General features: G+C 65.1%; 29 protein-coding genes. 25 read left to right on the forward strand and 4 right to left on the reverse strand.

Annotation, left to right across the window (positions count from 1 at the left end; translation table 11 throughout):
- Positions 1-52: 52 nt before the first annotated feature.
- The 12 genes from IQ24_RS07360 (at position 53) to IQ24_RS07415 (ending at position 8436) form a co-directional block, all read left to right on the forward strand.
- Positions 53-892, forward strand: a complete 840-nt coding sequence (locus tag IQ24_RS07360) for an HpcH/HpaI aldolase/citrate lyase family protein (protein WP_145397171.1) — start codon at positions 53-55, stop codon at positions 890-892.
- 46 nt (positions 893-938) lie between these two features.
- Positions 939-1493 (forward strand): NnrU family protein, encoded by a 555-nt coding sequence (locus IQ24_RS07365; RefSeq protein WP_145397172.1) that lies wholly within the window; start codon positions 939-941, stop codon positions 1491-1493.
- Position 1494: 1 nt separating this feature from the next.
- The gene (locus IQ24_RS07370; protein WP_145397173.1) at positions 1495-1701 is read left to right on the forward strand and encodes a DUF1737 domain-containing protein; all 207 of its coding nucleotides are present in this window, start codon (positions 1495-1497) and stop codon (positions 1699-1701) included.
- Entirely contained in the window at positions 1698-2732 is a 1035-nt protein-coding gene (locus IQ24_RS07375) for a MaoC family dehydratase (RefSeq protein WP_145397174.1), read from the forward strand. Before IQ24_RS07370 ends, IQ24_RS07375 begins: the two co-directional genes overlap by 4 nt.
- On the forward strand, positions 2729-3469 hold the full coding sequence (locus IQ24_RS07380) for a DUF4344 domain-containing metallopeptidase (RefSeq protein WP_145397175.1): 741 nt from the start codon (positions 2729-2731) through the stop codon (positions 3467-3469). Before IQ24_RS07375 ends, IQ24_RS07380 begins: the two co-directional genes overlap by 4 nt.
- A 171-nt stretch (positions 3470-3640) precedes the next feature.
- The gene (gene sdhC / locus IQ24_RS07385) at positions 3641-4033 is read left to right on the forward strand and encodes a succinate dehydrogenase, cytochrome b556 subunit (protein WP_145397176.1); all 393 of its coding nucleotides are present in this window, start codon (positions 3641-3643) and stop codon (positions 4031-4033) included.
- 10 nt (positions 4034-4043) lie between these two features.
- Positions 4044-4433, forward strand: coding sequence for a succinate dehydrogenase, hydrophobic membrane anchor protein (sdhD, locus tag IQ24_RS07390; RefSeq protein WP_145397177.1), 390 nt, complete (start codon positions 4044-4046; stop codon positions 4431-4433).
- A gap of 7 nt (positions 4434-4440) precedes the next feature.
- Positions 4441-6243, forward strand: a complete 1803-nt coding sequence (gene sdhA, locus IQ24_RS07395; RefSeq protein ID WP_145397178.1) for a succinate dehydrogenase flavoprotein subunit — start codon at positions 4441-4443, stop codon at positions 6241-6243.
- Complete coding sequence (locus IQ24_RS07400; RefSeq protein WP_145397179.1) at positions 6243-6608, forward strand: hypothetical protein; 366 nt, start codon at positions 6243-6245, stop codon at positions 6606-6608. Before sdhA ends, IQ24_RS07400 begins: the two co-directional genes overlap by 1 nt.
- Positions 6608-6925, forward strand: coding sequence for a hypothetical protein (locus IQ24_RS07405; protein WP_145397180.1), 318 nt, complete (start codon positions 6608-6610; stop codon positions 6923-6925). The genes IQ24_RS07400 and IQ24_RS07405 overlap by 1 nt, the downstream gene beginning before the upstream one ends.
- Complete coding sequence (locus tag IQ24_RS07410; RefSeq protein WP_145397181.1) at positions 6922-7638, forward strand: hypothetical protein; 717 nt, start codon at positions 6922-6924, stop codon at positions 7636-7638. Before IQ24_RS07405 ends, IQ24_RS07410 begins: the two co-directional genes overlap by 4 nt.
- Before the next feature lie 18 nt (positions 7639-7656).
- Positions 7657-8436, forward strand: coding sequence for a succinate dehydrogenase iron-sulfur subunit (locus tag IQ24_RS07415; protein ID WP_145397182.1), 780 nt, complete (start codon positions 7657-7659; stop codon positions 8434-8436).
- 55 nt (positions 8437-8491) lie between these two features.
- On the opposite strand, the gene IQ24_RS07420 is transcribed toward IQ24_RS07415, so the two are convergent.
- Positions 8492-9184: a metal-dependent hydrolase gene (locus IQ24_RS07420; RefSeq protein WP_145397183.1), complete on the reverse strand. Its 693-nt coding sequence runs from the start codon at positions 9182-9184 to the stop codon at positions 8492-8494.
- Positions 9185-9224: 40 nt separating this feature from the next.
- Complete coding sequence (locus tag IQ24_RS07425; protein ID WP_158637495.1) at positions 9225-10184, reverse strand: AEC family transporter; 960 nt, start codon at positions 10182-10184, stop codon at positions 9225-9227.
- 72 nt (positions 10185-10256) lie between these two features.
- Between IQ24_RS07425 and gatC the strand changes: the two genes are divergently transcribed.
- The 5 genes from gatC to IQ24_RS07450 are packed head-to-tail and all read left to right on the forward strand — an operon-like array spanning position 10257 to position 14067.
- The gene (gatC, locus tag IQ24_RS07430) at positions 10257-10544 is read left to right on the forward strand and encodes an Asp-tRNA(Asn)/Glu-tRNA(Gln) amidotransferase subunit GatC (RefSeq protein ID WP_145397185.1); all 288 of its coding nucleotides are present in this window, start codon (positions 10257-10259) and stop codon (positions 10542-10544) included.
- Positions 10541-12025 (forward strand): Asp-tRNA(Asn)/Glu-tRNA(Gln) amidotransferase subunit GatA, encoded by a 1485-nt coding sequence (gene gatA, locus IQ24_RS07435; RefSeq protein ID WP_145397186.1) that lies wholly within the window; start codon positions 10541-10543, stop codon positions 12023-12025. The genes gatC and gatA overlap by 4 nt, the downstream gene beginning before the upstream one ends.
- 28 nt (positions 12026-12053) lie before the next feature.
- Complete coding sequence (locus tag IQ24_RS07440) at positions 12054-12617, forward strand: hypothetical protein (RefSeq protein WP_145397187.1); 564 nt, start codon at positions 12054-12056, stop codon at positions 12615-12617.
- 56 nt (positions 12618-12673) lie between these two features.
- Positions 12674-13246, forward strand: a complete 573-nt coding sequence (locus IQ24_RS07445; RefSeq protein WP_479684926.1) for an N-acetylmuramoyl-L-alanine amidase — start codon at positions 12674-12676, stop codon at positions 13244-13246.
- Positions 13243-14067, forward strand: a complete 825-nt coding sequence (locus IQ24_RS07450; RefSeq protein ID WP_145397189.1) for an aminoglycoside phosphotransferase family protein — start codon at positions 13243-13245, stop codon at positions 14065-14067. Before IQ24_RS07445 ends, IQ24_RS07450 begins: the two co-directional genes overlap by 4 nt.
- Here the strand turns inward: IQ24_RS07450 and rlmJ are convergent.
- Together rlmJ and IQ24_RS07460 are read right to left on the reverse strand one after the other, a co-directional pair.
- Complete coding sequence (gene rlmJ, locus IQ24_RS07455) at positions 14064-14846, reverse strand: 23S rRNA (adenine(2030)-N(6))-methyltransferase RlmJ (protein ID WP_145397190.1); 783 nt, start codon at positions 14844-14846, stop codon at positions 14064-14066. The two genes, IQ24_RS07450 and rlmJ, sit on opposite strands and share 4 nt — an antisense overlap.
- Before the next feature lie 374 nt (positions 14847-15220).
- Positions 15221-15448 (reverse strand): DUF1127 domain-containing protein, encoded by a 228-nt coding sequence (locus tag IQ24_RS07460; RefSeq protein ID WP_145397191.1) that lies wholly within the window; start codon positions 15446-15448, stop codon positions 15221-15223.
- A 315-nt stretch (positions 15449-15763) separates the two neighbouring features.
- On the opposite strand from IQ24_RS07460, the gene IQ24_RS07465 reads away from it, so the two are divergent.
- The 8 genes from IQ24_RS07465 to mraY all read left to right on the forward strand — a co-directional run bounded on the left by IQ24_RS07465 (position 15764) and on the right by mraY (position 25212).
- Entirely contained in the window at positions 15764-16873 is a 1110-nt protein-coding gene (locus IQ24_RS07465; RefSeq protein WP_145397192.1) for an Mrp/NBP35 family ATP-binding protein, read from the forward strand.
- Positions 16874-17606: 733 nt separating this feature from the next.
- On the forward strand, positions 17607-18137 hold the full coding sequence (gene mraZ, locus IQ24_RS07470) for a division/cell wall cluster transcriptional repressor MraZ (RefSeq protein ID WP_145397193.1): 531 nt from the start codon (positions 17607-17609) through the stop codon (positions 18135-18137).
- A gap of 1 nt (position 18138) precedes the next feature.
- A complete protein-coding gene (rsmH, locus tag IQ24_RS07475) occupies positions 18139-19113 on the forward strand; it encodes a 16S rRNA (cytosine(1402)-N(4))-methyltransferase RsmH (RefSeq protein ID WP_145397194.1) in 975 nt (324 codons plus the stop codon).
- Positions 19113-19448 carry a cell division protein FtsL gene (gene ftsL / locus IQ24_RS07480; RefSeq protein ID WP_145397195.1) on the forward strand — a complete coding sequence of 112 codons (336 nt, stop codon included), beginning with the start codon at positions 19113-19115 and terminating at the stop codon, positions 19446-19448. Before rsmH ends, ftsL begins: the two co-directional genes overlap by 1 nt.
- On the forward strand, positions 19445-21250 hold the full coding sequence (locus IQ24_RS07485; RefSeq protein WP_145397196.1) for a peptidoglycan D,D-transpeptidase FtsI family protein: 1806 nt from the start codon (positions 19445-19447) through the stop codon (positions 21248-21250). Before ftsL ends, IQ24_RS07485 begins: the two co-directional genes overlap by 4 nt.
- 28 nt (positions 21251-21278) lie before the next feature.
- Positions 21279-22748: a UDP-N-acetylmuramoyl-L-alanyl-D-glutamate--2,6-diaminopimelate ligase gene (locus IQ24_RS07490; RefSeq protein ID WP_145397197.1), complete on the forward strand. Its 1470-nt coding sequence runs from the start codon at positions 21279-21281 to the stop codon at positions 22746-22748.
- The gene (locus IQ24_RS07495) at positions 22745-24130 is read left to right on the forward strand and encodes a UDP-N-acetylmuramoyl-tripeptide--D-alanyl-D-alanine ligase (RefSeq protein WP_145397198.1); all 1386 of its coding nucleotides are present in this window, start codon (positions 22745-22747) and stop codon (positions 24128-24130) included. The genes IQ24_RS07490 and IQ24_RS07495 overlap by 4 nt, the downstream gene beginning before the upstream one ends.
- Complete coding sequence (gene mraY, locus IQ24_RS07500; RefSeq protein ID WP_145397199.1) at positions 24130-25212, forward strand: phospho-N-acetylmuramoyl-pentapeptide-transferase; 1083 nt, start codon at positions 24130-24132, stop codon at positions 25210-25212. The genes IQ24_RS07495 and mraY overlap by 1 nt, the downstream gene beginning before the upstream one ends.
- Positions 25213-25267 lie beyond the last annotated feature (55 nt).

Consider the following 25267-nt stretch of genomic DNA (forward strand, 5'->3'; position numbering starts at 1 on the left):
ATTCGGTTCTGATTTATGCAGTTTTGCGCAACATTGTTTCGTGAGGATTCTGATGGCCCGTCCCTATCGCTCTGTTCTGTACATTCCTGCCGCCAATGCCCGCGCGATGGAGAAGGCCAGGACCCTGGCGGCGGATGCCATCATCTTCGATCTGGAGGACGCCGTCGCGCCCGCTGAAAAGGCTGGCGCGCGCGAGCTTCTGGCCGAGGCGCTTCGGTCGGATTTCGGCGGCCGCGCGCGGATCGTGCGGATCAACGGACTGGATACCGAATGGGGCGAGGCCGATGCCCGCGCCTTTGCGACCGGCGCGGATGCGGTGCTGGTGCCGAAGGTCAGCCGGGGCGAGGATCTGGACCGCGTCGCCGCGCTTGTGCCGCAGACCCCGCTTTGGGCGATGATGGAAACGGCCGGGGGCATGCTGAATGCCGCCGAGATCGCCCGTCACCCGCGCCTGCAGGCGATGGTCATGGGCACGAACGACCTCGCGAAAGAGCTGAACGCGCGATTCCGCCCCGACCGCCTGCCGATGATGCAGGGGCTGGGGATGTGCCTGCTGGCGGCCAAGGCGCATGGCAAGATCATCGTCGACGGTGTCTTCAACGCCTTCAAGGATCAGGACGGCCTTCGCGCCGAATGCGAGCAGGGCCGGGACATGGGCTTTGACGGCAAGACGCTGATCCACCCCTCGCAGCTGGAGATCGCGAATGAGGTCTTCGCTCCCTCGATGACCGAGATCGAGCTTTCGCGCCGCCAGATCGCCGCCTTTGAAGAGGCGACCGCGCAGGGCAAGGGCGTGGCCGTCGTCGATGGCAAGATCGTCGAGAACCTGCATGTCGCCACCGCGCGCGCTACGCTGGATCTTGCCGACGCGATTGCCCGCATGGACGCTTAGTGCAACTACTGGTCGCAGACGACATCCAGCGAAAAAGGTCAGCCCGATGTTCATTCTAGTCCTAGGCGTCTTTCTGTGGTGGGCCGCCCATCTTTTCAAACGCATCGCGCCCGCGCGCCGCAATGCCATGCCCGAGCAGCAGGCGAAGGCGCGCGTCGCCATCTCGCTTTTCGTTTCCGTCGTGCTGATGGTGATCGGCTATCGCATGGCGGACGGGCCCTATTGGTGGGGGCCGACGCCCGCGCTGAAGGGGATCAACAACCTTCTGGTGCTGGTCTCATTCTATCTGTTCGCAGCCGCCGGTATGAAAACCCGCGTGACCAGCATGATCCGTCACCCGCAGCTGATCGGCTTTTCGCTTTGGGCGGTGGCGCATCTTCTGGTGAACGGCGATCTGCCGTCCTTCGTGCTGTTTGGCGGGCTTCTGCTGTGGGCGCTGGTCCAGATCGTGCTGATCAACCGCGCCGAGCCGAACTGGGCCCGCCCGACCGGCCCCTTCCCGCCGCGCAAGGAAATCATGGCCGTGGTGGGCGGCGTGATCGTATTCGCCGTCGTGGGCCTGATCCACGGCTGGCTTGGCCCCAATCCGTTCGGAGCGTGACATGCCGAAAATCTACCGACTTCTGACCGAGGACGATACCGCCGATTTCTGCCACAAGGTATCGCTGGCGCTGTCGAAAGGGTGGGAGCTGCACGGCAGCCCCTCGATCTCATTCGACAGTGCGCGCGGCGTGATGCGCTGCGCACAGGCGGTCACCAAGGACATCGACGCCGAATACCATCCTGACATGAAACTGGGACAACAATGACCAAGACCAATCCGGGGCGCTTTTTCGAAGATTATCAGATTGGCCAGGTGATCCGCCACGCGGTGCCTCGGACCGTGGCCGAGGGTGAGCGCGCGATGTATCACGCGCTCTATCCGGCGCGGCATGCGCTGTATTCATCGGATGAATTCGCCTCGGCCTCGGGGCTGGAAGGCAGCCCGATGGATGACATGATCGCCTTCCATATCGTCTTCGGGAAAACCGTTCCGGATGTCAGCCTGAACGCGATCGCGAACCTGGGCTATGCCGAGGGGCGCTGGCTGAAGCCGGTCTGGCCGGGCGATACGCTGCGGTCGGAATCCGAGGTGATCGGCCTCAAAGAGAACTCGAACGGCAAGTCGGGCGTCCTTTGGGTGCGCACGCGCGGCCTGAACCAGATGGATGAGGTCGTGCTGGAGTACGTCCGCTGGGTCATGGTGCGCAAGCGCGATGCCGCCTCGCCCGCGCCGGACGCGGTCACGCCGGAACTGGCCAGCACCGTCGCCGCGCTGGATCTGGTGGTGCCCGAGGGGCTGGATTTCAGCGATTACGACTTCGATCTGGCCGGAGAGCCCTATCGCTGGGGTGACTATCAGGTCGGCGAGATCATCGACCACGTCGATGGTGTCACCGTCGAAGAGGCCGAGCATATGCTGGCCACGCGCCTGTGGCAGAACACCGCCAAGGTGCATTTCGACGTCACCGCGCGCGAGGATGGCAAGCGCCTGATCTATGGCGGCCATGTCATCAGCATGGCGCGCGCCCTGTCCTTCAACGGCCTTGCCAATGCGCAGATGATCGTCGCGCTGAACGCGGGTGCGCATGCGAACCCCTGCTTCTCGGGCGATACGATCCGCGCCTGGTCCGAGGTGCTGGACAAGGCCGATACCTCGGCCCCCGGCGTCGGCGCGATCCGCTTGCGGCTGGTGGCCCATAAGGGCGCAGCCGGGGATCACCAGCTGCGCGGCGAGGACGGCAAATATGCGTCGAACATCCTGCTGGATCTGGATGTGTGGGCCTTGATGCCGAAATGATCGCAAAGCGCCTGTGGGCGCTGGCCTTGGCCGGTGCCTGCACTTTCACCCCAGCTCTGGCCGATGTCGCGCGACAGAATGAGTTCGTCGAGGCGAACATCATCAACGCCTTCTATCACGAGCTGGGGCATGCGCTGATCGACACGATGGAACTGCCGGTGCTGGCGCGCGAGGAAGAGGCGGCGGACGCCTTCTCGGTGCTGCTGATTGATGAACTTTGGCCGCCCGAGCAGGCCGAATGGCTGTCGCGCGACAGCGCCCGGGGCTGGGCGCTGAGTGCGGCGACCTACAAGGGGCAGGGGACCGAGCTTTGGCAGATCTACGCCCTCGACATGCAGCGCTATTACAACGCCGTCTGCCTGTGGTACGGCGCCGACCCGAAGAAACGCCGCGCCTTCGCCGATGACCACGCCCTGCCGCGCGAGCGCGCCGAGACCTGCGCCGACGAATATTACCAATCCCACAAAAGCTGGTTCGGCCTTCTGGTCCACGCCATGCGCAACGCGCCCGGCGATGCGCTGGTCTATGAGGGCGATCAAAGCGATGAAGTAGGTCGCATCATCAAGCGCGAAATCGACCGGGTGAACGCGCATTTCAAGTTTCCCCGGAGGATCCGGGTTGTGGTAGAATCCTGCAATGAGGCCAACGCCTATTATGAATTGGGGACCCGCCGCATTCAGATCTGTCGCGAATATGCCGATTCATTCCGGCAGATGGCGCGCGATTCGCAGATGTGATCACACACATGACCAGCGTGATCACAAATTGCAAAAAACCTCGCTTATCCCCCGAATGTCCGGCTTGCAGGCGTGACACCTTCGGGAAAGAGGATAGAAGCGGAACCAATTTCGGCCAGCCCTCGCCCGCCAGCCGTCGCGCGAGAGGCCTTGAACGCAGGAGAGCGCATCATGGCTGACGTCAACCGGGGCAACCGGCCATTGTCACCACACTTGCAGGTGTACCGCCTGCCCATCGCCGCCATTACCTCGATCATGACCCGGATCACCGGGCATGCGCTGGTGGCCGGCATCCTGTTGATCGTGTGGTGGCTTGCCGCTGCCGTGACCTCGCCGGGCGCTTTCGCCTGTGCCGATTGGGTCATGCGCTCGTGGATCGGGTTCATCGTGATGACGGGGGCGATGTGGTCGCTCTGGTATCACCTGCTGGCCGGGGTGCGTCACCTTTTCTACGACGCGGGCTACGGGATGGAGATCGAATCTGCCCGCAAGTCCAGCACCGCCATCATCGCGGGTTCGGTCATTCTGGCCGTGATCACGCTGATCCTGTTCTTTGCGCTTTAAGGAGGCCGACATGCGTTACGTGACCCCGCTGAAAGCTGCCGAAGGACTGGGTGCCTCGCATACCGGGACCCAGGATCACTGGTTCCTGACCGTCACCGCCGTCGCGCTTCTGGTGCTGACGCCGCTGTTCATGATCGTCGTGGCCTGCGCCATCGGCCTGCCGCGCGAAGGCGTGATCGCCTATTTCGGCCGCCCGTTCCCCGCGATCATCACCGCGCTGTTCATCATCGTCGGCATGCTGCACTTCATCCGCGGCACCCGCATCATGATCGATGACTATCTGCAGGGCGGTGCCCGCAAGGCCGGGATCATCATCTCGGTCATCTTTTCCTGGACGGTGATCGCGGTCGCCGTTTACGCGCTGGCCCGCATGGGGCTGGCCACGCTCGTTCTCGTCTGAGGTTCCCATGGCTGCTTATCCCTATATTACGCATGATTACGATGTCGTCGTGGTGGGCGCTGGCGGAGCCGGTCTGCGGGCGACGCTGGGCATGGCCGAGCAGGGTCTGCGCACCGCCTGCGTGACCAAGGTTTTCCCGACCCGCTCGCATACCGTCGCGGCGCAGGGCGGCATTGCCGCCTCGCTGTCGAACATGGGCCCGGATAACTGGCAGTGGCACATGTATGACACCGTCAAGGGCTCGGACTGGCTGGGCGATACGGATGCGATGGAATATCTCGCCCGTGAGGCCCCGAAAGCGGTCTATGAGCTTGAACATTACGGCGTGCCGTTCTCGCGCACCGAAGAGGGCAAGATCTACCAGCGTCCCTTCGGCGGCCACACGACCGAATTCGGGGAAGGCCCGCCCGTGCAGCGCACCTGCGCCGCAGCCGACCGCACCGGCCACGCCATCCTGCACACGCTTTATGGCCAGTCGCTGAAAGAAAAAGCCGAATTCTTCATCGAATATTTCGCGCTGGACCTGATCATCACCGACGGCAAATGCACCGGCGTCGTCTGCTGGAAGCTGGATGACGGCACGATCCATGTTTTCAACGCCAAGATGGTGGTGCTGGCGACGGGCGGCTATGGCCGCGCCTATTTCAGCGCGACCTCGGCCCATACCTGCACCGGCGACGGTGGCGGCATGGTCGCGCGCGCCGGTCTGCCGCTTCAGGATATGGAATTCGTGCAGTTCCACCCGACCGGCATCTATGGCTCGGGCTGCCTGATCACCGAAGGCGCACGCGGCGAGGGTGGTTATCTGACCAACTCGGAAGGCGAGCGCTTCATGGAGCGTTATGCCCCGACCTATAAGGACCTTGCGTCCCGCGACGTGGTCTCGCGCTGCATCACCATCGAGATCCGTGAGGGTCGCGGCGTGGGTGAGCACAAGGACCACATGTTCCTGAACCTGCAGCACCTTCCGCCGGAAGCCCTGCATGAGCGTCTGCCGGGGATCTCGGAATCGGCGAAGATCTTTGCCGGCGTCGATGTCACCAAGGAACCGATCCCGATTCTGCCGACGGTCCACTACAATATGGGCGGCATCCCCACGAACTATTGGGGCGAGGTGCTGAACCCGACCGAAGAGCATCCGGATGCCGTCTTCCCGGGCCTGATGGCCGTGGGCGAGGCCGGTTGCGCTTCGGTCCATGGTGCGAACCGTCTGGGCTCGAACTCGCTGATCGACCTTGTGGTCTTTGGCCGCGCTGCCGCGATCAAGGCGGCCGAGGTGATCGACCGCGATGCGCCGATCCCGGTGACCAATGTCGAGCAGGTGGAAAAGGCGCTGGACCGCTTCGACCGCATCCGCAACGCCAATGGCTCGACCCCGACCGCCGACTTGCGGCTGGAGATGCAGAAGACCATGCAGGCCGACGCCGCCGTATTCCGCACCGACAAGTCGCTGGCCGAGGGCGTCGACAAGATGCGCGAAGTCGCGGCCAAGATGAACGATCTGAAGGTCACCGACCGCAGCCTGATCTGGAACAGCGACCTGATGGAAACGCTGGAACTGACCAACCTGATGCCCAACGCTCTGGCGACCATCGTCGCCGCCGAGGCGCGCAAGGAAAGCCGCGGCGCGCATGCGCATGAGGACTGGCCCGAGCGTGATGACGCCAATTGGCGCAAGCACTCGCTTGCGTGGATTGAAGGGAACGATGTTAAACTGGCCTATCGCCCTGTCCACCTCGAGCCTCTGACGACGCAAGAGGAAGGCGGGATCGACCTGAAGAAGATCGCACCTAAAGCGAGGGTTTATTAATGCGTCTTTCCCTATCCCTGACCGTAGCTGCGCTGGCCCTGTCGGGCTGCGTCATGCAGAACCCCGGCCAGATGCCGCCCGTCGACAGCAACCTGCCGCCGATCGCCTCGGTGCCCAGCGTTGATACCGCCGCCCGCACCACCGCGCGCGTCGTCATCAACCGCGAAATGGCGCGCCGTTTGCCGGGGGCCAATGTGGCGCCCTATACCGATTGCGTCATCGACAATGCCTCGGCCTCGGAACTGGCCAGCATCGTCAGCTCGGGTGATGCCGGTGCGGCGGGCACGGTTGCAGGCATCGTCGGACGCCCGGCGACCTCGCAATGTATCGCACGCGCGGCCTCCTCGGCCCGGGGCACCGCCTGATGAGCGGGCGCCGGGTTGCATTCCTTGCCGTTCTGACCCCGGTTCTTCTGGGGCTGGCGGCATGCAGCCCGGTGCCTGTCGCCCAGGCCGAGCGGATCTGTCTGGATGACGCGCGCGCCGCCCGCAGCCCTCAGGGCGAGGTCGGATTCGGCGTCGGCTCGGGCGGGTTCCGGGGCGGCTATCTGTCGATTGGCGTGTCCTCGGACTATATCGCCGGACGTGATCCTTCGGATGTTTACAACAATTGCGTGATGCGGCGCTCGGGTCAGATGCCCACGCGGCCGCTTTACGAACAGCCCGGCTGGAGAGGCAAGTGATCCGCGCCCATCTGGCCACTTTCCCGCCGCGCCGCAGGATCCTGCGCAAGGTCGTCGACGCGATCCTGCCGCAGGTCGACCACCTGTTCGTGGTGCTGAACGATTATGACGGCGTGCCGGGCTATCTGACGAAAGACCCGAAGATCACGGCGATCATCCCGGATCGCGACGTGAAGGATGCGGGCAAGTTCTGGTTCACGCCCGCGCCCGACGACATCGTCTTCACCATTGACGACGATATCGGCTTTCCGCCCGATTACGTCGCCCGCACCATTGCCCATGCCGAGGCCCTGGGGTGGGAGGGCAATGTTTTCGGCTATCATGGCAACGCCTGGCATTCGGCGAAAGGGTGGGAGAACTATCTGTTCCACCAGCCTCTCGACAGCGTCAGGGGCGTGTCGCTGATCGGCACGGGCACGCTTTGCGCGCGCGGCGATGCGATTGCGCCGCTATCCGCGATCGAGCCTTATGCCGGGGCCTGTGATATTGGCCATGGCCTGTGGATCCGGCAGCAGGGCATCCTGCCTTGGGTGCTGCCAAGGGAAGAGGCATGGCTGACCAATGACCTGCCCCATAACCTGTGGAAATCATCGCTTTTCGTGACGGTTCACCGCCCAAAGGCGTCTGAAAACCTCAAACTGCTGCGGAAATTCGCCTTTGACTGGCCGCATGCCAACCAAAATTTCGACGACTACCGCCCGGCGGCGGTCTGACCACCAGGAGAGTACCCAATGGTCCAGTTCAATCTTCCCAAGAATTCGCGCCTCCGGGTCGGCAAGACATGGCCCAAGCCCGAAGGGGCGACCAATGTCCGGCGCTTCAACATCTATCGCTGGGACCCGGACACCGGGGAAAACCCGCGGATGGACACCTATTTCATCGATCTGGACAAATGCGGCCCGATGGTTCTGGACGCGCTGATCAAGATCAAGAACGAGATCGATCCGACGCTGACCTTCCGCCGCTCTTGCCGGGAGGGCATCTGCGGCTCCTGCGCGATGAACATCGGCGGCGGCAACCATCTGGCCTGCATCTTCGGCATTGATGAGGTCAAGGGCGATGTGAACATCTACCCGCTGCCGCATATGCCGGTCATCAAGGACCTGATCCCGGACCTGACGCATTTCTATGCGCAGCACGCCTCGATCCAGCCCTATCTGATCACCGAGACGCCGACGCCCGACAAGGAATGGCGCCAGTCGATCGAGGATCGCAAGAAGCTGGACGGTCTTTATGAATGCGTGATGTGCGCCTCCTGCTCGACCGCGTGCCCGAGCTATTGGTGGAACGGCGACAAGTATCTTGGCCCGGCGGCGCTGCTGGCGGCCTATCGCTGGATCATCGACTCGCGCGATGAGGCGACGGGTGAGCGTCTGGACGATCTGGAAGATCCGTTCAAACTGTATCGCTGCCACACGATCATGAACTGCACCAACACCTGCCCGAAGGGTCTGAACCCGGCGAAAGCCATCGCCTCGATCAAGCATCTGATGGTCGAGCGGATCGTTTGATCGCCCGCACAGCATGATGAAAAGGCAGGGCCATCGCGCCCTGCCTTTTCATATGTCACAGCTTGATCGGTTCCAGCACTTCCGGCTCGATCACGTTGACGCCGGGAAGGCCCGCGACCAGCTCGCTTGCGTCCTGCGCCAGCAGCGGGAAGGTGCGATAGTGGCAGGGGATGACGGTGTGGAACTTGAAGTATTTCTTTGCCGCCCAGGCCGCGCGCTTCATGTCCATGGTGAAATGGCCGCCCGCGCAGAGGATGCCGATATCGGGCATGTGATATTCGCCCATCCAGGCCATATCGGCCATGATGTCGGTATCGCCCGAGACATAGATCACATGGCCTTCGCCCGCGATCATATAGCCGGATTCGTGCCCGGCATAGATCGGCCCCTCATTCCCTTCGAAGGATGAGGAGTGGGTGGCGTTGACCATCGTGACCTTGGCCCCGCCCAGATCGACCGTGCCGCCCTTGTTATAGCCGATCCCCTCGATCTCCTGATGCGTGACCCAGGTGTTGATGAGGTCATAGATGCCGACGACCGGGATTTTCAGCTCGCGCGCGATCGACAGCGTATCGCCGACATGATCGCCATGCCCATGCGTCAGCAGGATATGGGTCGCGCCTGCAATGGCCTCGTCCCGGCGATCCTCGGGGAACATCGGGTTTCCCGACAGCCAGGGGTCGATCAGGATGACGGCTTGTTCGATCTCCAGTCGGAAGCTGGAATGTCCCAGCCAGGTGATTTTCATGATGCACTCCTGAAGGTTGGGGAGAGGGGGCTGGCCGGTCTTAGGTGACGAAGGACAGCACGAAAGGGATCGAGAGAACCGACAGAACGGTCTGCCAGCTGAGAATATCGGCGAAAAGCTCGGCATCGCCACCCATTTGCCGGGCGATCAGATAGCCGTTCGCGGCCGTCGGGACCGAGGCGATGATCATGCCCGCCATGGTCAGATCGGGCGAGAGGCCGAAATATTGCGCAAGGGCCAAGAAGATCAGCGGCATCGCCAGCAGCCGCAGCCCCACCGCCATGCCAAGCGGGACCGAGATCGACCAGAGGCGGCGCACCTGCACGCCCGCGCCGACGATCAGCAGGCTGACCGAGATGGCGGCGGTGCCGATCATGTCCAGCGTCGCGGCCAGCGGCTCGGGCATGCGGATACCGCCAAGGTTCAGCGCCAGCCCGCCCATGCAGCCGAGGATCAGCGGATTGGTCGCAATCGCCAGCAGCATGCGGCCAATCCCGCCGCGCCCCGTGCCCCAGATCGCCATCAAGAGGATGTTCACCACATTGATGATCGGGATCAGGAAGGCGATGCCGACGGAAATCAGCGCGTTCCCCGCCGTGCCCATGATGCTGGCGCCAAGCGCCAGACCGATGAAGGAATTCCACCGCGTCACCGCCTGAAAGACCGTGGTGAACTGCGGGTCCGGCATTCGCCAGATCAGCCGCGCGATCACCGCGAGCACGCCCCCGGCCGCCGTCATCAGCAAAAGCGAGATGCCATAGGGGCCGACCCGCGTCCAGTTCAGATCCGCCCGATAGACCGAGATCAGCATGATCGCCGGATAGAGGATGCGATAACAGAAGATCTCGACCCCCGGCCAGGCATTCTCGGGCACTAGGGCGCTGCGGCGCGCCAGATGGCCGATCAGGATGACCAGGGCAACAGGAAGAACAGAGGCGGTGACAGACATGGCGCGACACTGCGGCCTGATCCGCGCGCCGTCAATCATGGTTCGCAGCATGGGCAAGTGCCTGCAAATGCTTGCTCCGGCCAGCGACGGGCGGTAAACCCGCCCCAAGCGAAAGGAGCCCCCATGGCGATCACCGAGGATGAAGCCCGCAAGGTTGCGCATCTGGCGCGCATTGCGGTCAATGACGCAGACCTGCCCGCTCTTGCGCAGGAGCTGAATGGCATCCTGCATTTCATGGAGCAGCTGAACGAGGTCGATGTCGACGGCGTTGAGCCGATGACCGGGGTCGAGCCGATGCGGCTGAAGCGCCGCGAGGATGTCGTCACCGACGGCGAAATGCAGGATCTGATCCTGAAGAACGCGCCCGATGCGCGCGAAGGATTCTTTGCCGTCCCGAAGGTGGTGGAATGAGCGATCTGAACAAACTGACCATCGCGGGCGCACGCGACGCGCTGGCGAAAGGCGAAACCTCGGCGGTCGAGCTGACCGAGGCCTGCATTTCCGCCATCGACGCCTCGGGGGCGCTGAATGCCTTCGTGCATGGCACGCCCGACATGGCGCGCCAGATGGCTGCCGCTGCCGACCAGCGCATCAAGGCGGGCAATGCCCAGCCGATGACCGGGATTCCGGTGGGCGTGAAGGATCTGTTCTGCGTCAAGAACGTGCCCAGCCAGTCGGCCAGCCGCATCCTTGACGGCTTCCTGCCGCAATATGAATCGACCGTGACCCAGAACCTGTGGGATCAGGGCGCGGTCATGCTGGGCAAGCTGAACCAGGATGAGTTCGGCATGGGCTCTTCGACCGAAAACAGCGTCTATGGCGCGACCGTGAACCCGTGGAAACTGGGCGATGGCGTGGCGCGGACGGCGGGCGGCTCGTCCGGCGGCTCGGCGGCTGCGGTGGCGGCGGATCTGTGCCTTGGCGCGACCGCGACCGATACCGGCGGCTCGATCCGACAGCCTGCGGCCTTCACCGGCACGGTCGGCCTGCGTCCGACCTATGGCCGCGTCAGCCGCTGGGGCGTGATCGCCTATGCCTCGTCGCTGGATCAGGCCGGGCCGATCACCAAGACGGTGCGCGATGCCGCGATCATGCTGGGTGCGATGGCCTCGGTCGACGCGAAGGATTCGACCAGCGCCGAGCGTCCGGTTCCGGATTACGAGGCAGCGCTGACCGGCGACATCCGCGGCAAGAAGATCGGCATTCCGAAGGAATACCGCATCGAGGGCCTGTCGGATGAAATCGACGGCCTCTGGTCGCGCACGGCCGAGATGCTGAAGGACGCGGGCGCCGAGATCGTCGACATCAGCCTGCCGCATGCGAAATATGCGCTGCCCGCCTATTACGTCATCGCGCCTGCCGAGGCCTCTTCGAACCTCGCGCGCTATGACGGCGTGCGCTATGGCCGCCGCGCCAAGCTGGGCGCGGGCGACGGCGTGGTCGAGATGTATGAAAAGACCCGCGCCGAAGGCTTCGGCCCCGAGGTGCGCCGCCGCGTGATGATCGGCACCTATGTGCTGTCCGCCGGTTTTTACGACGCCTATTACAACCGGGCCCGTCGCGTGCGCGCGCTGATCAAGCGTGACTTCGATCAGGCCTATGCCAGCGGCATCGACGCGATTCTGGCGCCGACCACGCCCAGCTCGGCCTTCGCCTTGGGCTCGGCTGACAGCAGCAACCCGGTCGAGATGTATCTCAACGACGTCTTCACCGTGACGCTGAACCTTGCCGGTCTGCCGGGGATCTCGGTCCCGGTCAGCCTTGACCAGCAGGGTCTGCCGCTGGGCATGCAGCTGATTGGCCGCCCGTGGGAGGAAGGCGAATTGCTGAACTTTGCTCAGGTGCTTGAAAATGCATCCGGCTTTGTGGCGAAGCCCACGCGCTGGTGGTAGGCTTGGGGCGAAAAGCAGGGAGCTTTCGATGCGGACACTGATGATCCTGAGCGTTCTGGCACTTGCTGCCTGCAACGAAAACGCAGGCTGGAACCCGAATTACGCCGGCATCAACGCCAATACGCCCTATGGCAAATACCTGCGCGAACGCGAGGTGGCGCTGCATGGCAAGGGCGCGACGCCGCAGGTGATTCCGATCGTGCTGCCCGCCAAGGCACCCACCGCCGAAGAAATCGCGGGGACTGCGCCCAGGAAAGCGGCGGCTGCGGCCCCCGTGACCGAAACGGCCCGGCCCGCCGTTCCCGCGAATGCGCAGGTCGCGCAAAGCGGGCCCTATCCGGGCTCGACGCCGGTTCTGGTGCGCTATGCCCATGCCGAACAGCAGGCCCCCGGCACGGCGACCTATCGCCGCAGCGGCGGCTCGGTCGATGCGGCGGCACGGGCCTGCCGCAGCTATGCTTCGGCTGATGCGGCGCAGACCGCGTTCATCGCGGCGGGCGGGCCGGTGATCGACCCGCGCGGCATGGACCCGGACGGCGATGGCTTCGTCTGCGGCTGGGATCCGCGACCCTATCGCCAATCGCGGCTTTGACCTTCCCCTCTCCGAACCACGGGGAACGGCGGGACGGCCAGCAGCCTGAACTGATCGTGCTGCATTATACCGGCATGGCGGACGGGCCCTCGGCCCGCGCCCGCCTTTGCGACCCCGAGGCCGAGGTCAGCGCCCATTGGCTGGTCCATGAGGATGGCCGGACGGAGGCGCTGGTCGCAGAGGATCGCCGCGCCTGGCATGCCGGGGCGGGCGCGTGGCAGGGCAGGGGGGACGTGAACTCCCGCTCCATCGGGATCGAGATCGTCAATCCCGGCGACCAGCCTTTCCCCGAACCGCAGATGGCGGCGGTCGAGGATCTGCTGCGCCAGATCATGCAGCGCTGGCACATTCCGGCCAGCGGCGTGATCGCGCATTCCGACCTTGCGCCGGATCGCAAATGCGACCCCGGCCCGCGTTTTGACTGGCGGCGGCTGGCGCTGCAGGGGCTGGCAGTCTGGCCTGTCGAGGCGGGACCGGATGCGCCACTGGCGAAATCGCTCGACGCCATCGGCTATCCGCCTGCAACTGACGATGTGCGTCTGGCCGCCTTCCGCCTCCGCTTCCGCCCCTGGGCCACCGGCCCCGAGGATGAGACCGACCGCCGCCTTGCCGCTGCATTGCTGGGATGAGCGACGCCGGGCCCTGGCTTGACCGCTGGCGGCTGGACGTCGACGGCCCCACGATCCGCACGGCCAATGCGCTGCTGTTGCCGGTCCGCCGCGACACTGCGGAACTGATGCTGAAGCTGGCGCTGACCGAGGATGAGCGGCTGGGCTTCGACCTGCTGGAGTGGTGGGGCGGGGCGGGCGCGGTGCCTGTGCTGGAACGTGACGGGCCTGCGCTGCTGATGCCGCGCGCCTCGGGCAGCCGCGATCTGGCGCAGATGGCGCGGCAGGGTCAGGACGATCTGGCGATGGGTCTGCTCTGCGCGGTCGCGAACCGGCTGCATGCGCATCGCGCACCGCCTCCGGCCCATCTGGTGCCGCTGGATCAGTGGTTCAGGGAATTGCCCGCAGCGGTGGCCGCGCATGGCGGCATCCTGCAGGACAGCTTGCAGCAGATGCAGGAACTGCTGCCCGATCAACAGCAGGTCGTGCCGCTGCATGGCGATTTGCACCACGCCAATGTGCTGGATTTCAACGGAGAATGGCTGGCGATCGACGCCAAGGCCCTGATCGGAGAGCGGGTCTTCGACTTCGCCGTGATGTTCGGAAACCCGGATCTGGATGACCCCGCGCAGCCGGTCGCGCTGCTGCCGGGCGTGCTGGACCGCAGGCTTGCGGTCGTCTGCCGCGAGGCGGGGCTGGACCGGGAACGCCTGCTGCGCTGGCTGCTGGCGTGGAGCGGGCTTTCGGCCGCCTGGTTTCTGGGCGACGATCCCGTCGACCGGCCCCGGCTGGCCGTCGATCTGCATATTGCCGAATGGGCGGCGGTGCGGCTGGCGGGCTAGGGGCGCAGGCGGGCGAAGATTGCCTCGATTCGCGCGGCTTCCTCGGGCAGGCCGAAGGGCGGGTTCACCACGAACATGCCCGAGCCGACCATGCCATGACCGGGCCGGGCAGGCGGGAAGCGCACCTCGGAGCACAGCGCCTCGGGGAAGGCGGCGCGCAGGTCCTGCACCATGCGGGCCTGCCGGTCGTCGGTCAGGATCGGATACCACAGCGCGATGACGCCCACGTTCCACTTGCGCGCTAGCTTGGCCATCTGGCGGGGAATGGCCTCATAATCGGCCTTGATCTCATAGCTGGGGTCGATCAGCAGCAACCCCCGACGCGGCGTGGGCGGGCAGACCGCCTGCGCCATCTGGAACCCGTCCTGCCGGTGCAGATGCGCGAATGAGGCGACGCGGGACAGGGCCTCATGCTCGGCCGGGTGCAGCTCGGCCAGATGAACGGTGTCGCCCGGGCGCTGGAAATGCTGCGCGATCAGGGGCGAGCCCGCATAGGCGGTGGGGCCGTGCTGCGCGCGGATGGTGGCAAGGGCCTCTGACAGCGGATGATCGGGGGGCAGCCAGCCTTCGTCCAGCGCGCGCTCGATCCCCTGCCGGGCCTCGCCCGTCTTGCGGGACGCCTCGGCGGCAAGGTCGTAAAGGCCGCGTCCGGAATGGGTTTCCAGATAGCTGAGCGGTTTCGGCTTGGCCGTCAGATAGGCCAGCATCCACGCAAGCAGGCTGTGCTTGTGCAGATCGCCCAGATTTCCGGCGTGATAGGCGTGCTGATACGACAACATGGGCGCAACATGCCGCGGATATTCAGAAAAGAAAAGCGGCGGCGCCCAGGGAGGAGGAGGGGCACCGCCGCGCAACGCCGGCCCAGGGAGGAGGAGGGGCCGCGTATTGGGTGCGGCAATGGCAGGGAGGAGGAGCCATTACCGCGAACGAGCGATCCCAGGGAGGAGGGGACCGTCGTATTCCGTTCCGCCATCCCGGGCGGAGAGAGATGCGGCGACCCCCAGGGAGGAGGAAGGGGTCGCCGCTCACAACAGGAAGCCCAGGGAGGAGGAGGGGCTTCACCGTATCTGTTGGCGGCATCCTCAGGGAGGAGGAGGAGGATGCCGCCGGAACCCAGACCCTAGGGAGGAGGAGGGGTCAGGGATCTGAATTCTTACTTCCGGCCCCAGGTAGCATCATGGGCGATGCTGGGGATGGCCGCGCGCGAGATGCCCAGATCGGCCAGGTCGCGGGTCGAGAGCTCGCTCAGTTCGCGGACCGTCTGGCGATAAAGCTCACGACGGGCGAAATATTCGCGGATGTCAGCCACCACCTTGGTGAACCGGCCAGCGCCGGCGCCATGATGACGAGACGTGTTGTGGTTCAGGTCGAGGACAGCCATTTCTTTCACTCTGCTTTCATCATCCGGCCTGCGCTATTGCCTGCCGTCTTGTTGAGTTGAAGATGGTCGAAATGCTGCAGATGCACAATGGGCTGAACGGTAATGCTGCTATGCAGAAACCGCATGGCTGGATCACGGGTTCGTGCACAACCTGTTAAAACCATGACAGTTTTTTTTAACCATACGGTCCAAAAGTCGTAAAAATGGGCCGTCGCTATGTCTGTGACGCAGGGTCGCAAGCTGTTACGCCGGGTCACTTGCCCATGCCCGCGCAACTTGCCATTGTTGCGCGATACTGGCCGAGGGGAGATCAACATGGCGACTTCACGGGAACGTGTGCTGGAGGAACTGGCGAAGGTCGCCGTTCCGGGCGGCGGAAACCTTGTTTCGGCCGATCTTGTCCGGGCTTTGGCCATCGAAGGCGGTGTGATCCGATTCGTTATCGAGGTCGCGGATGCCGCGCAGGCCCGCGCCCTTGCCTCGGCCGAAGCCGAGGCGCAGCGCCTTTTGACCGCGCTGCCCGAGGTCGAGCGCGTGCAGATCGTGATGACCGCGCCTGCCGCGCCGCGCGGCTCGGCCCCGCCTCAGGTCAAGGCGCAGTCGGGCGCGGGGCGCGAGGCTCCGCCCAATCTGACCATCGGACGCCATCCCACGCCGCAGGACGGCCCGGCTTCGGTCGCGGGTGTCGCGCGCATTCTGGCCATCGGCTCGGGCAAGGGCGGGGTCGGTAAATCGACCGTAACTTCGAACCTCGCGGTCGCGCTGGCGCGGGCAGGGCGCAAGGTCGGGATTCTGGACGCCGATATATACGGTCCCTCGCAGCCCCGGATGCTGGGCGTCACCGGCAAGCCCACCAGCGAGGGTGACGTCATCCAGCCGCTGCATGCGCATGGCGTGACGGTCATGTCGCTGGGCCTTCTGATGAAGGAAGGTGAGGCCGTCGTCTGGCGCGGTCCCATGCTGATGGGCGCGCTGCAACAGATGCTGACCCAGGTGAACTGGGGGCAGCTGGACGTGCTGCTGGTCGACCTGCCGCCGGGCACGGGCGATGTGCAGTTGAGCCTCTGCCAGAAAGCGAAGGTGACGGGGGCGATCATCGTCTCGACCCCGCAGGACGTGGCGCTGATCGACGCCCGCCGCGCGATCGACATGTTCAACAAGCTGAAGACTCCGGTTCTGGGGCTGATCGAGAATATGTCGACCTATGTCTGCCCGAATTGCGGGCATGAGGCGCATCTGTTCGGCCATGGCGGCGTCGCGACCGAGGCGCGCCAGCTGGACCTGCCCTTCCTGGGCGAGATCCCTTTGCAGCTTGAGGTGCGCCTTGCCGGGGACGCAGGCGTGCCCGTCGCGGCCGGAGAGGGCGCGGTCGCCGATGCCTATGCGCGTCTGGCCGAGCGCCTGATCGGCGGCGGCATGGCCTGACACCCACAAGCCGGGTTTCCAATTCGCCGGGCCAGAGGGCAGATCCCTCTGGCCCGGTCTCTTTATACAGAGGCGCGCGGTCCGCGACCGGTCTGGGATTTCATGGGAACCGGGGCTGGGAATTTACGGGACCGGCGTGGGCATTTCCCGAATCTGGGCCAGAACACTCGAATCACCGCGCCGTGATTCTGCGTGATTCTGATTCCCTTCCCCGTGTTCGCCTGGCCACATCGGGCCAAATCCCGCCCGTGACGCAGGGGCGAAAGCACTTTTGGGAATTCATGGGGATATTATGCCACAGCTAGAATCCCACTACATCTAGTAGCTGAATTTGTCTGCGCCCCGATACCTGCCCTGTGCGTCACGGGAAGGTGAGTTTGTTCACAGAGAGTTCTTCTGCAACAACCCGCCGGTGACCCTTGGGACTCCAAACAAATCCATTGCGTCCCATGTTTTCCCATGTCATCCCTTTCTCACGGAGAGGGGCTCCAAGGGACAACAAGATCCCGAAAGGCGATAGCAGGCTTTCATACAGGCAACCCACTCCACATTCGCCCCTGCGGCGCGCGAGCAGCACCTCCCCCAGGTGGCGCAAACGCAGGGCGCGGTCCCCGAAACTTCGGGGCCCAGCAATGGGAACGAGGGCGGCGGATCGGGCAGTGGCAGCAGCCCGATCCGCCCTTTCCTTTTCGGGCAACCGGGAAGGCTGTGACAGTGGAAGGAGTGCGGGCCAGTGGCGCGCAGATTCAGAGGTTCGGAAGAGGTCAAGGTGGACGCGAAAGGTCGCGTGTCCATTCCTGCCAAATTCCGCCGGGTCTTTGAAGCTTCCGACCCCGATTGGGTCAACGGCCGCCGCCCGCAGTTGGTCATCGTCTACGGCACCCGCGACTGGAAACACCTGCAGCTGTTCACCATTGAAGCGATGGACGAAATCGACGCCGGCATCTCGCGCATGCCGCGCGGCAGCGCCGAGCGGAACCTGCTGGAAAACATCTACCACGGCCATGCCGAGGAAACCGACATCGACGGCGATGGCCGTCTGGTCCTGCCGCAGAAGCTGCGCGAAAAGATCGGCCTCGTCGACGGCGCCTTCTTCATCTCGGCGGGCGACAGCCTGAAGGTCTGGACCCCCGAGGCCTATGCCGAGGAAGAGCGCCGCCTTGAAGAACTGGTCCCCGATTTTGAGCCGGGCGCCGACCCGCTGTCGCTGCTGAACGCAGCAGGCGCTGGCGCGGCCGCGCCGATGGCAGGGGGTGGGGACTAGCATGTCGACCGCCTCGGAACCTCATGTCTCTGTTCTGCTGGGCCCGCTGTTGCGGGCCGTTCAGCCTGTCGAGGGTGTCTGGCTGGACGGAACATTTGGCGCGGGCGGTTACAGCCGGGGACTGCTGGAGGCCGGGGCCACCAAGGTCATCGGCGTCGACCGCGACCCTTCGGTGTTCCAGATGGCCCAGAGCTGGGCGGCGCAATATGGCGACCGGCTGCGGCTGGTCGAGGGTACGTTTTCCGATCTTGACACGCTGGCGGGCGAGCCGCTGGACGGGGTCGTGCTGGATCTGGGCGTCAGCTCGATGCAGCTGGATCAGGCCGAGCGCGGATTTTCCTTCCTGCGCGACGGCCCGCTGGACATGCGCATGGCCGACAAGGGGCCGTCGGCGGCCGAGCTGCTGAACGAGGCACCCGAGGCGCTGATCGCGGATGTGCTCTATCTTTACGGCGAGGAGCGCGCCTCGCGCCGCATCGCCAAGGCGATCGTGGCCGCGCGCCCGCTGCACCGCACGGCCCAGCTGGCCGAGGTCGTGGCCGCCTGCCTGCCGCGCCCGAAACCGGGCCAAAGTCATCCCGCCACGCGGGCCTTTCAGGCCATCCGCATCTGGGTCAATGATGAATTCGGCCAGCTGGTCGCAGGGCTTTCCGCTGCCGAACGCGCGCTGAAGCCGGGCGGCAAGCTGGCGGTGGTCAGCTTCCACTCGCTGGAGGACCGGATCGTCAAGCGCTTCATGCAGGCGCGTTCGAACAGCGCGGGCGGCGGCAGCCGTCACGCCCCGGTTCTTGCGCAAGAGGCACCGGCGTTTACCCAACCCTACCGCCGCGCCATCGGCCCCGATGATGCCGAGCTTGCGGCCAATCCGCGCTCACGCTCATCGCTTCTGCGCGTCGCGATCCGCACCGATGCCCCGGCGGGCCGGGTCGAGGGCGCACTTCTGGGGCAGCCGCTTCTGCCCGAAAGGAGGGGCTGATGCGCTCGATCCTGTATCTGTTCACGGTTCTGGTGGTGATGGGACTGGCCTTCTGGGCCTACCGCGAAAACTATCGCACGCAGGCCGAGATCAACAAGATGGCCGATGTGCAGCGCGAAATGTCTGTCCTGCGCGAAAATCTGGCGATCCTGCGCGCCGAATGGGCTTATCAGAACCGTCCCGAGCGGCTGCGGGAACTGGTGAACCTGAATTTCGACAAGCTGAAACTGCTGCCGCTGACCTCTGACCAATTCGTCGACGTGGGACATGTCGCCTATCCGGCCCCGCCGCCCGCGCCGGCCGAAGACGCGCCCTCCGAGGAGACCGAGCGATGATCCGTACGCCCCTTCGCCCCCTGGCCCGCATTCTTCGCGCACGAGAAAAGGGCGAGAACCCCGATGAAATCGAGGCCGAAAACCTCGCCAACCGCCACGCCGAGATTCAGGACCGGGCCCGCTCGCAGGCAGAGAACCGGCTGTATTTCATGGCGCTGGCCTTCGTCATCGCCTTCGGCACCATCGGCGTGCGCATGGGCGCGCTGGCAGGCAGCCAGCCGACCGAGCCGCGCGTGCAGGCCAGCGGCGCGCAGATCATCTCTCAGCGGGCCGATATCGTCGACCGTCAGGGACGGGTTCTGGCGACGAACCTGATCACCCATTCGCTTTACGCCCATCCCCAGCAGATGGTCGATCCGCAGCGCGCCGTGCGCGAGCTGGTGCGGATCTTTCCTGACCTCAACGAAGAGCGGCTGACCCGCGATTTCACCGGATCGCGCACCTTCCTGTGGATCAAGCGCAAGATCAGCCCCGAGCAGATGCAGGCCGTCCATGACATCGGTGAGCCGGGCCTGCTGTTCGGCCCGCGCGAGATGCGGCTTTACCCCAACGGCCATATTGCCAGCCATATCCTTGGCGGCTCGACCTTCGGGCATGAGGGCGTGGCCAGCGCCGAGGTGCTGGGCGTCGCGGGCGTCGAAAAGGCCTTTGACCGCTGGCTGCGCGACCCCGCCAATGACGGCGCGCCCTTGATGCTGTCGCTGGACCTGACCGTTCAGGCCGCGATGGAAGAAGTGCTGTCGAACGGCATGAAGGTGATGAACGCCAAGGGCGCCACCGGCATCCTGATGGAGATCAAGACCGGTGAGATCGTGGCCATGGCCAGCATGCCTGACTTCGATCCGAACGACCGTCCGCGTCCGCTGACCAAGGGCGACGCCTCGGATAGCCCGCTGTTCAACCGCGCGGTGCAGGGCCAGTACGAGCTTGGCTCGACCTTCAAGATCTTCCCGGTCGCGCAGGCGTTGGATATGGGGCTAATCAACCCCAATACGATGATCAACACCCAGTCGCCGATGAAGATTGGCAAGTTCCTGATCCATGACTTCCATGTCTATGGCGCGCAGATGTCGGTTTCGGACATCATCGCGAAATCCTCGAACGTGGGGACGGTGCGGGTCGCGCAGATGGTGGGCGGCCAGAAGCAGCGGGAATTCCTTGAAAACCTTGGCTTCTTTGAACCGACGCCGCTGGAGCTGACCGAAGCGCCGACCGGCAAGCCCTTGGTGCCGCAGCGCTGGCCTGCGGTGACCGCCGCGACCGTGTCCTTCGGCCATGGCCTTGCCGCCAGCCCGCTGCATCTGGCGACGGCCTATGCGACGCTGGGCAATGGCGGACGCCGCGTCACGCCGACGCTGGTGCACGAACGCAACCGCCCTGCGGGCGAGCAGGTGCTGTCCGAACAGGCCTCGCGCCGGGCTCTGGGCCTCTTGCGCGAAGTGGTGACGCGCGGCAGCGGCCGCTCGGCCAATGTCGAGGGCTATGAAGTCGCGGGCAAGACCGGCACCGCCGACAAGCCGCGTCCGCAAGGTGGCTATTATCGCGACAAGGTGGTCTCGACCTTCGCCTCGGTCTTCCCGGTCAGCGATCCGCAATATGCGCTGGTCCTGACGCTGGACGAGCCTTCGGTGAACCGGGCAGGGGGCGTCTCGGCCCGGACTGCCGGTCTGACTGCCGCGCCCGTCGCGGGCGAGATGATCCGTCGCGTCGCGCCGCTGCTGGGTCTGCGCCCGATCACCGAAGATGCGCTGCCGAATGTTGAACCTCGCTCGGCCGATGGTCTAAAGATCGTCTCGAATTAAGTGAGAGGTTGTCGTGGCTGATCGGGGAATGCGACTGTCCCTTCTGGGGCTGAGAGGGGACAAGGGGCGCGACCCCGAGATCACGGATATCGCCGTGGATTCGCGCAAGGTGCGCGACGGGCATCTGTTCGCGGCGCTGCCGGGCTCGGTGACGCATGGGGCGGAATTCATCCAATACGCGCTGCGTCAGGGCGCTGCAGCGATCCTGACAGACCGTGAAGGCGCCAACATCGCGGCGGACGTGCTGGCCGGTTCGGATGCGGCGCTGGTCGTGGCCGAAGACCCGCGCGCAGCGCTGGCCGGAGCGGCGGCACTGTGGTTTCACAGCCAGCCAAGGACGATGGTCGCGGTCACCGGCACCTCGGGCAAGACCTCGATTGCCACCTTCACGCGCCAGATCTGGCAGAACCTTGGCCGCAAGGCGATCAGCATCGGCACCATGGGGGTGAACGGCGACTATCAGGCCAAGCTCGCCCATACGACGCCCGATCCCCTGACGCTGCATTTCGTGCTGGCCGATGCGGTGGCGCATGGCGTGACGCATGCGGCGATGGAGGCCTCGTCCCACGGGCTCGACCAGCGGCGTCTGGACGGGGTGCGGCTGCAGGCGGGGGCGTTCTCGAACTTCAGCCAGGACCACCTCGACTATCACAAGAACTTCGACGACTATTTCGCGGCCAAGGCGCTGCTCTTCAACCACGTGCTGGACGAGGGCGCGGCGGCGATCATCAACATCGATGAGCCGCGTGGCCGCCAGATGGCCGAGATCGCCCATGATCGCGGGCTGGTGCTGACCACCATCGGCCGGGATGAGCGCGCTGACATGCGCATTCTGGGCCAGCGTTATGACGCGACCGGACAGGATCTGCGGTTCCAGTTCCAGGGTCAGGCGCATATGGTCCGCCTGCCGCTGATCGGCGGTTTCCAGGCCGAGAACGTGCTGGCCGCCGCAGGCCTCGCCATCGCGACCGGCGAGAAGCCCGAGGAGGTTTTTGCGACGCTTTCCGAACTGCGCACCGTGCGCGGTCGGATGCAGCTGGCCGCGATGCGCGACAATGGCGCGGCGGTTTTCGTCGATTACAGCCACAAGCCCGGCGCGCTGGCCTCGGCCCTGCAATCCCTGCGCCCGCATGTGATGGGCCGGATCGTCGTGGTCTTTGGCGCAGGCGGCGATCGCGACAAGCTGAAGCGCCCGCTGATGGGCGAGGCGGCGCGCGAATTCGCCGATGTGGTGATCGTCACCGACGACAACCCCCGCAGCGAGGTTCCCGCGAAGATCCGCGCCGAGGTCATGGCCGGTGCAGGCCCCGACGCCATCGAGGTCGGGGACCGGGCCGAAGCGATCCTGCGCGGCGTCGACGCGCTGCAGCCGGGCGACGCGCTGCTGATCGCGGGCAAAGGGCATGAGACGGGCCAGATCATCGGCAACGACGTCTATCCTTTCGATGATGTCGAGCAGGCCTCAGTCGCCGTCGCGGCGCTGGACGGCAAGATATGAGCCTCTGGACCGCAGCAGAGGCCGCTGCCGCAACCGGCGGTCAGGCGGTCGGGGACTGGCAGGTCAAGGGCGTCTCCATCGACACGCGCACAATCACGCCAGGCGATCTGTTCGTCGCCCTGAAGGACGTGCGCGACGGCCATGACTTCGTGGCGCAGGCGTTGGAGAAAGGCGCAGGCGCCGCGCTGGTCAGCCACATCCCCGACGGCGTTGCGCCGGACGCGCCGCTGCTGATTGTGCCCGATGTGCTGAAGGGCCTTGAGGCGCTTGGCCGCGCCGGTCGCGCCCGCATGACGGGCAAGGTCATCGCCATCACCGGCTCGGTCGGCAAGACCTCGACCAAAGAGATGGCCCGCGCCGCTCTGGCCGGGCAGGGGCGCATCCACGCGGCTGAAGCCAGCTACAACAACCATTGGGGCGTGCCGCTAACGCTGGCGCGCATGCCCGCCGACACCGATTACGCGATCATCGAGATCGGCATGAGCAACCCCGGCGAGATCGAGCCGCTGGCGCGTCTCGCCCGGCCCCATGTCGCGATGATCACCACCGTCGCCGCCGCCCATCTGGAAGCCTTCGGCGCCATCGAGGGCATCGCCCGCGAAAAGGGCGCCATCTTCACGGGCCTTGAGGCCGCAGGCAGCGCCATCATCCCCGAGGATCTGGCCGTCACCCCGATTCTGCGCGACGCCGCCGATGCCTCTGGTGCCATCGTCATCGGCTTCGGCGATCAGGGCATGGCCCGTCCCGTGAAGGCCGAGACGACCGACGGCATCACCCAGGTTCGTGCGCGTGTGCTGGGCGAGACGCTGGATTTCACCCTGCACACCTCGGGCACGCATTTCGTGATGAATGCCGTGGGCGTACTGGCCGCGATCACCGCCTCGGGCGCGGATGCGAAGGCCGCCGCGAAGGGGCTTGGCGACTGGCATCCCCCAGCGGGCCGTGGCGCGGTCGAGGATCTGGGTGGCATCCGCCTGATCGACGACGCCTTCAACTCGAACCCCACCTCGCTCGCGGCGGGGCTTGCGACGCTGGCCCGGCTGACGGGGGGGCGCCGCGTGGCGATCCTGGGCGACATGCTGGAGCTTGGCCCCGATGAGGTCGCCATGCATCTGGCCATGGCCTCGGACCCCTCGATGCCCGCCATCGCGGTGGTCCATACGGCGGGCCCCCTGATGCAGAACCTTCACGACGCCTTGCCGCAGGACCGCCGCGGCACCCATGCCGCCACCTCGGCCGAACTGGCCCGGATGGTCACGGAACTCGTCTCGCCCGGCGATATCGTGCTGGTCAAGGGGTCGAAATCCTCAAAGGTCTCGACCGTGGTTGACGCGCTTCGCCGAAACGCGCAAACGACCCGCTCTGAAAAAGAGGGACAGTAATGCTCTATTGGCTCACAAACCTGTCGGATGGCGGCGATTTCTTCAACCTGTTCAGGTACATCACCTTCCGAGCCGGGGGAGCCTTCTTTACCGCGCTGATCTTCGGCTTCATGTTCGGCCGTCCGCTGATCGACCTTCTGCGCCGCAAGCAGAAAAAAGGTCAGCCGATCCGCGATGACGGCCCGCAGGGGCACCTGGCAAAAGCGGGTACGCCGACGATGGGCGGCCTTCTGATCCTCGCGGCGCTGGTCGTGGGGACGCTGCTCTGGGCGCGACTCGACAACGGATATGTCTGGATCGTGCTGCTGGTGACGCTGGGTTTTGCGCTGATCGGCTTTGCCGATGACTACGCCAAGGTCACCAAACAGCACCACGCGGGCCTTTCGGGCCGCATCCGCATGCTTCTGGGACTGATCATTGCCGCCGCCGCAGGTGCCGCCGCCGCATGGCTGCATCCCGAGGCGCTCAGCGGCCAGCTCGCACTCCCCTTCTTCAAGAATGCGCTTATCAATCTCGGCATTCTCTTCGTCCCCTTCGCCATGATCGTCATCGTCGGTGCCGCCAATGCGGTCAACCTGACGGACGGGCTTGACGGGCTCGCGATCATGCCGGTGATGATTGCGGCCGCGTCCTTCGGCTTCATCGCCTATGTCGTCGGCAACGCCAATCTGGCGAATTACCTCGGCGTCCACCTCGTCCCCGGCACCGGCGAACTCGCCGTCTTCGTCGCCGCGCTCATCGGCGGGGGGCTGGGCTTCCTCTGGTACAACGCCCCGCCCGCCGCCGTCTTCATGGGCGATACCGGCAGCCTCGCGCTTGGCGGCGCCCTCGGTGCCATCGCCGTCGTCACCAAGCACGAGATCGTGCTGGCCATCGTCGGCGGCCTCTTCGTGGTCGAGGCGCTCAGCGTCATCATCCAGGTCCTCTACTTCAAGCGGACCGGCAAGCGCGTCTTCCTGATGGCCCCGATCCACCACCATTTCGAAAAGAAGGGCTGGGGTGAGGCGCAGATCGTGATCCGCTTCTGGATCATCGCGCTCATCCTCGCGCTGATCGGCCTCTCGACGCTGAAACTGCGCTAGCCTCTGGCGGCTTCTTTCATGCCGAAATATCCTCTGGGGGTCCGGGGGGCGAAGC

Origin of the sequence: Paracoccus sulfuroxidans (genome assembly GCF_007830335.1) — a bacterium.
Lineage (GTDB): Bacteria > Pseudomonadota > Alphaproteobacteria > Rhodobacterales > Rhodobacteraceae > Paracoccus > Paracoccus sulfuroxidans.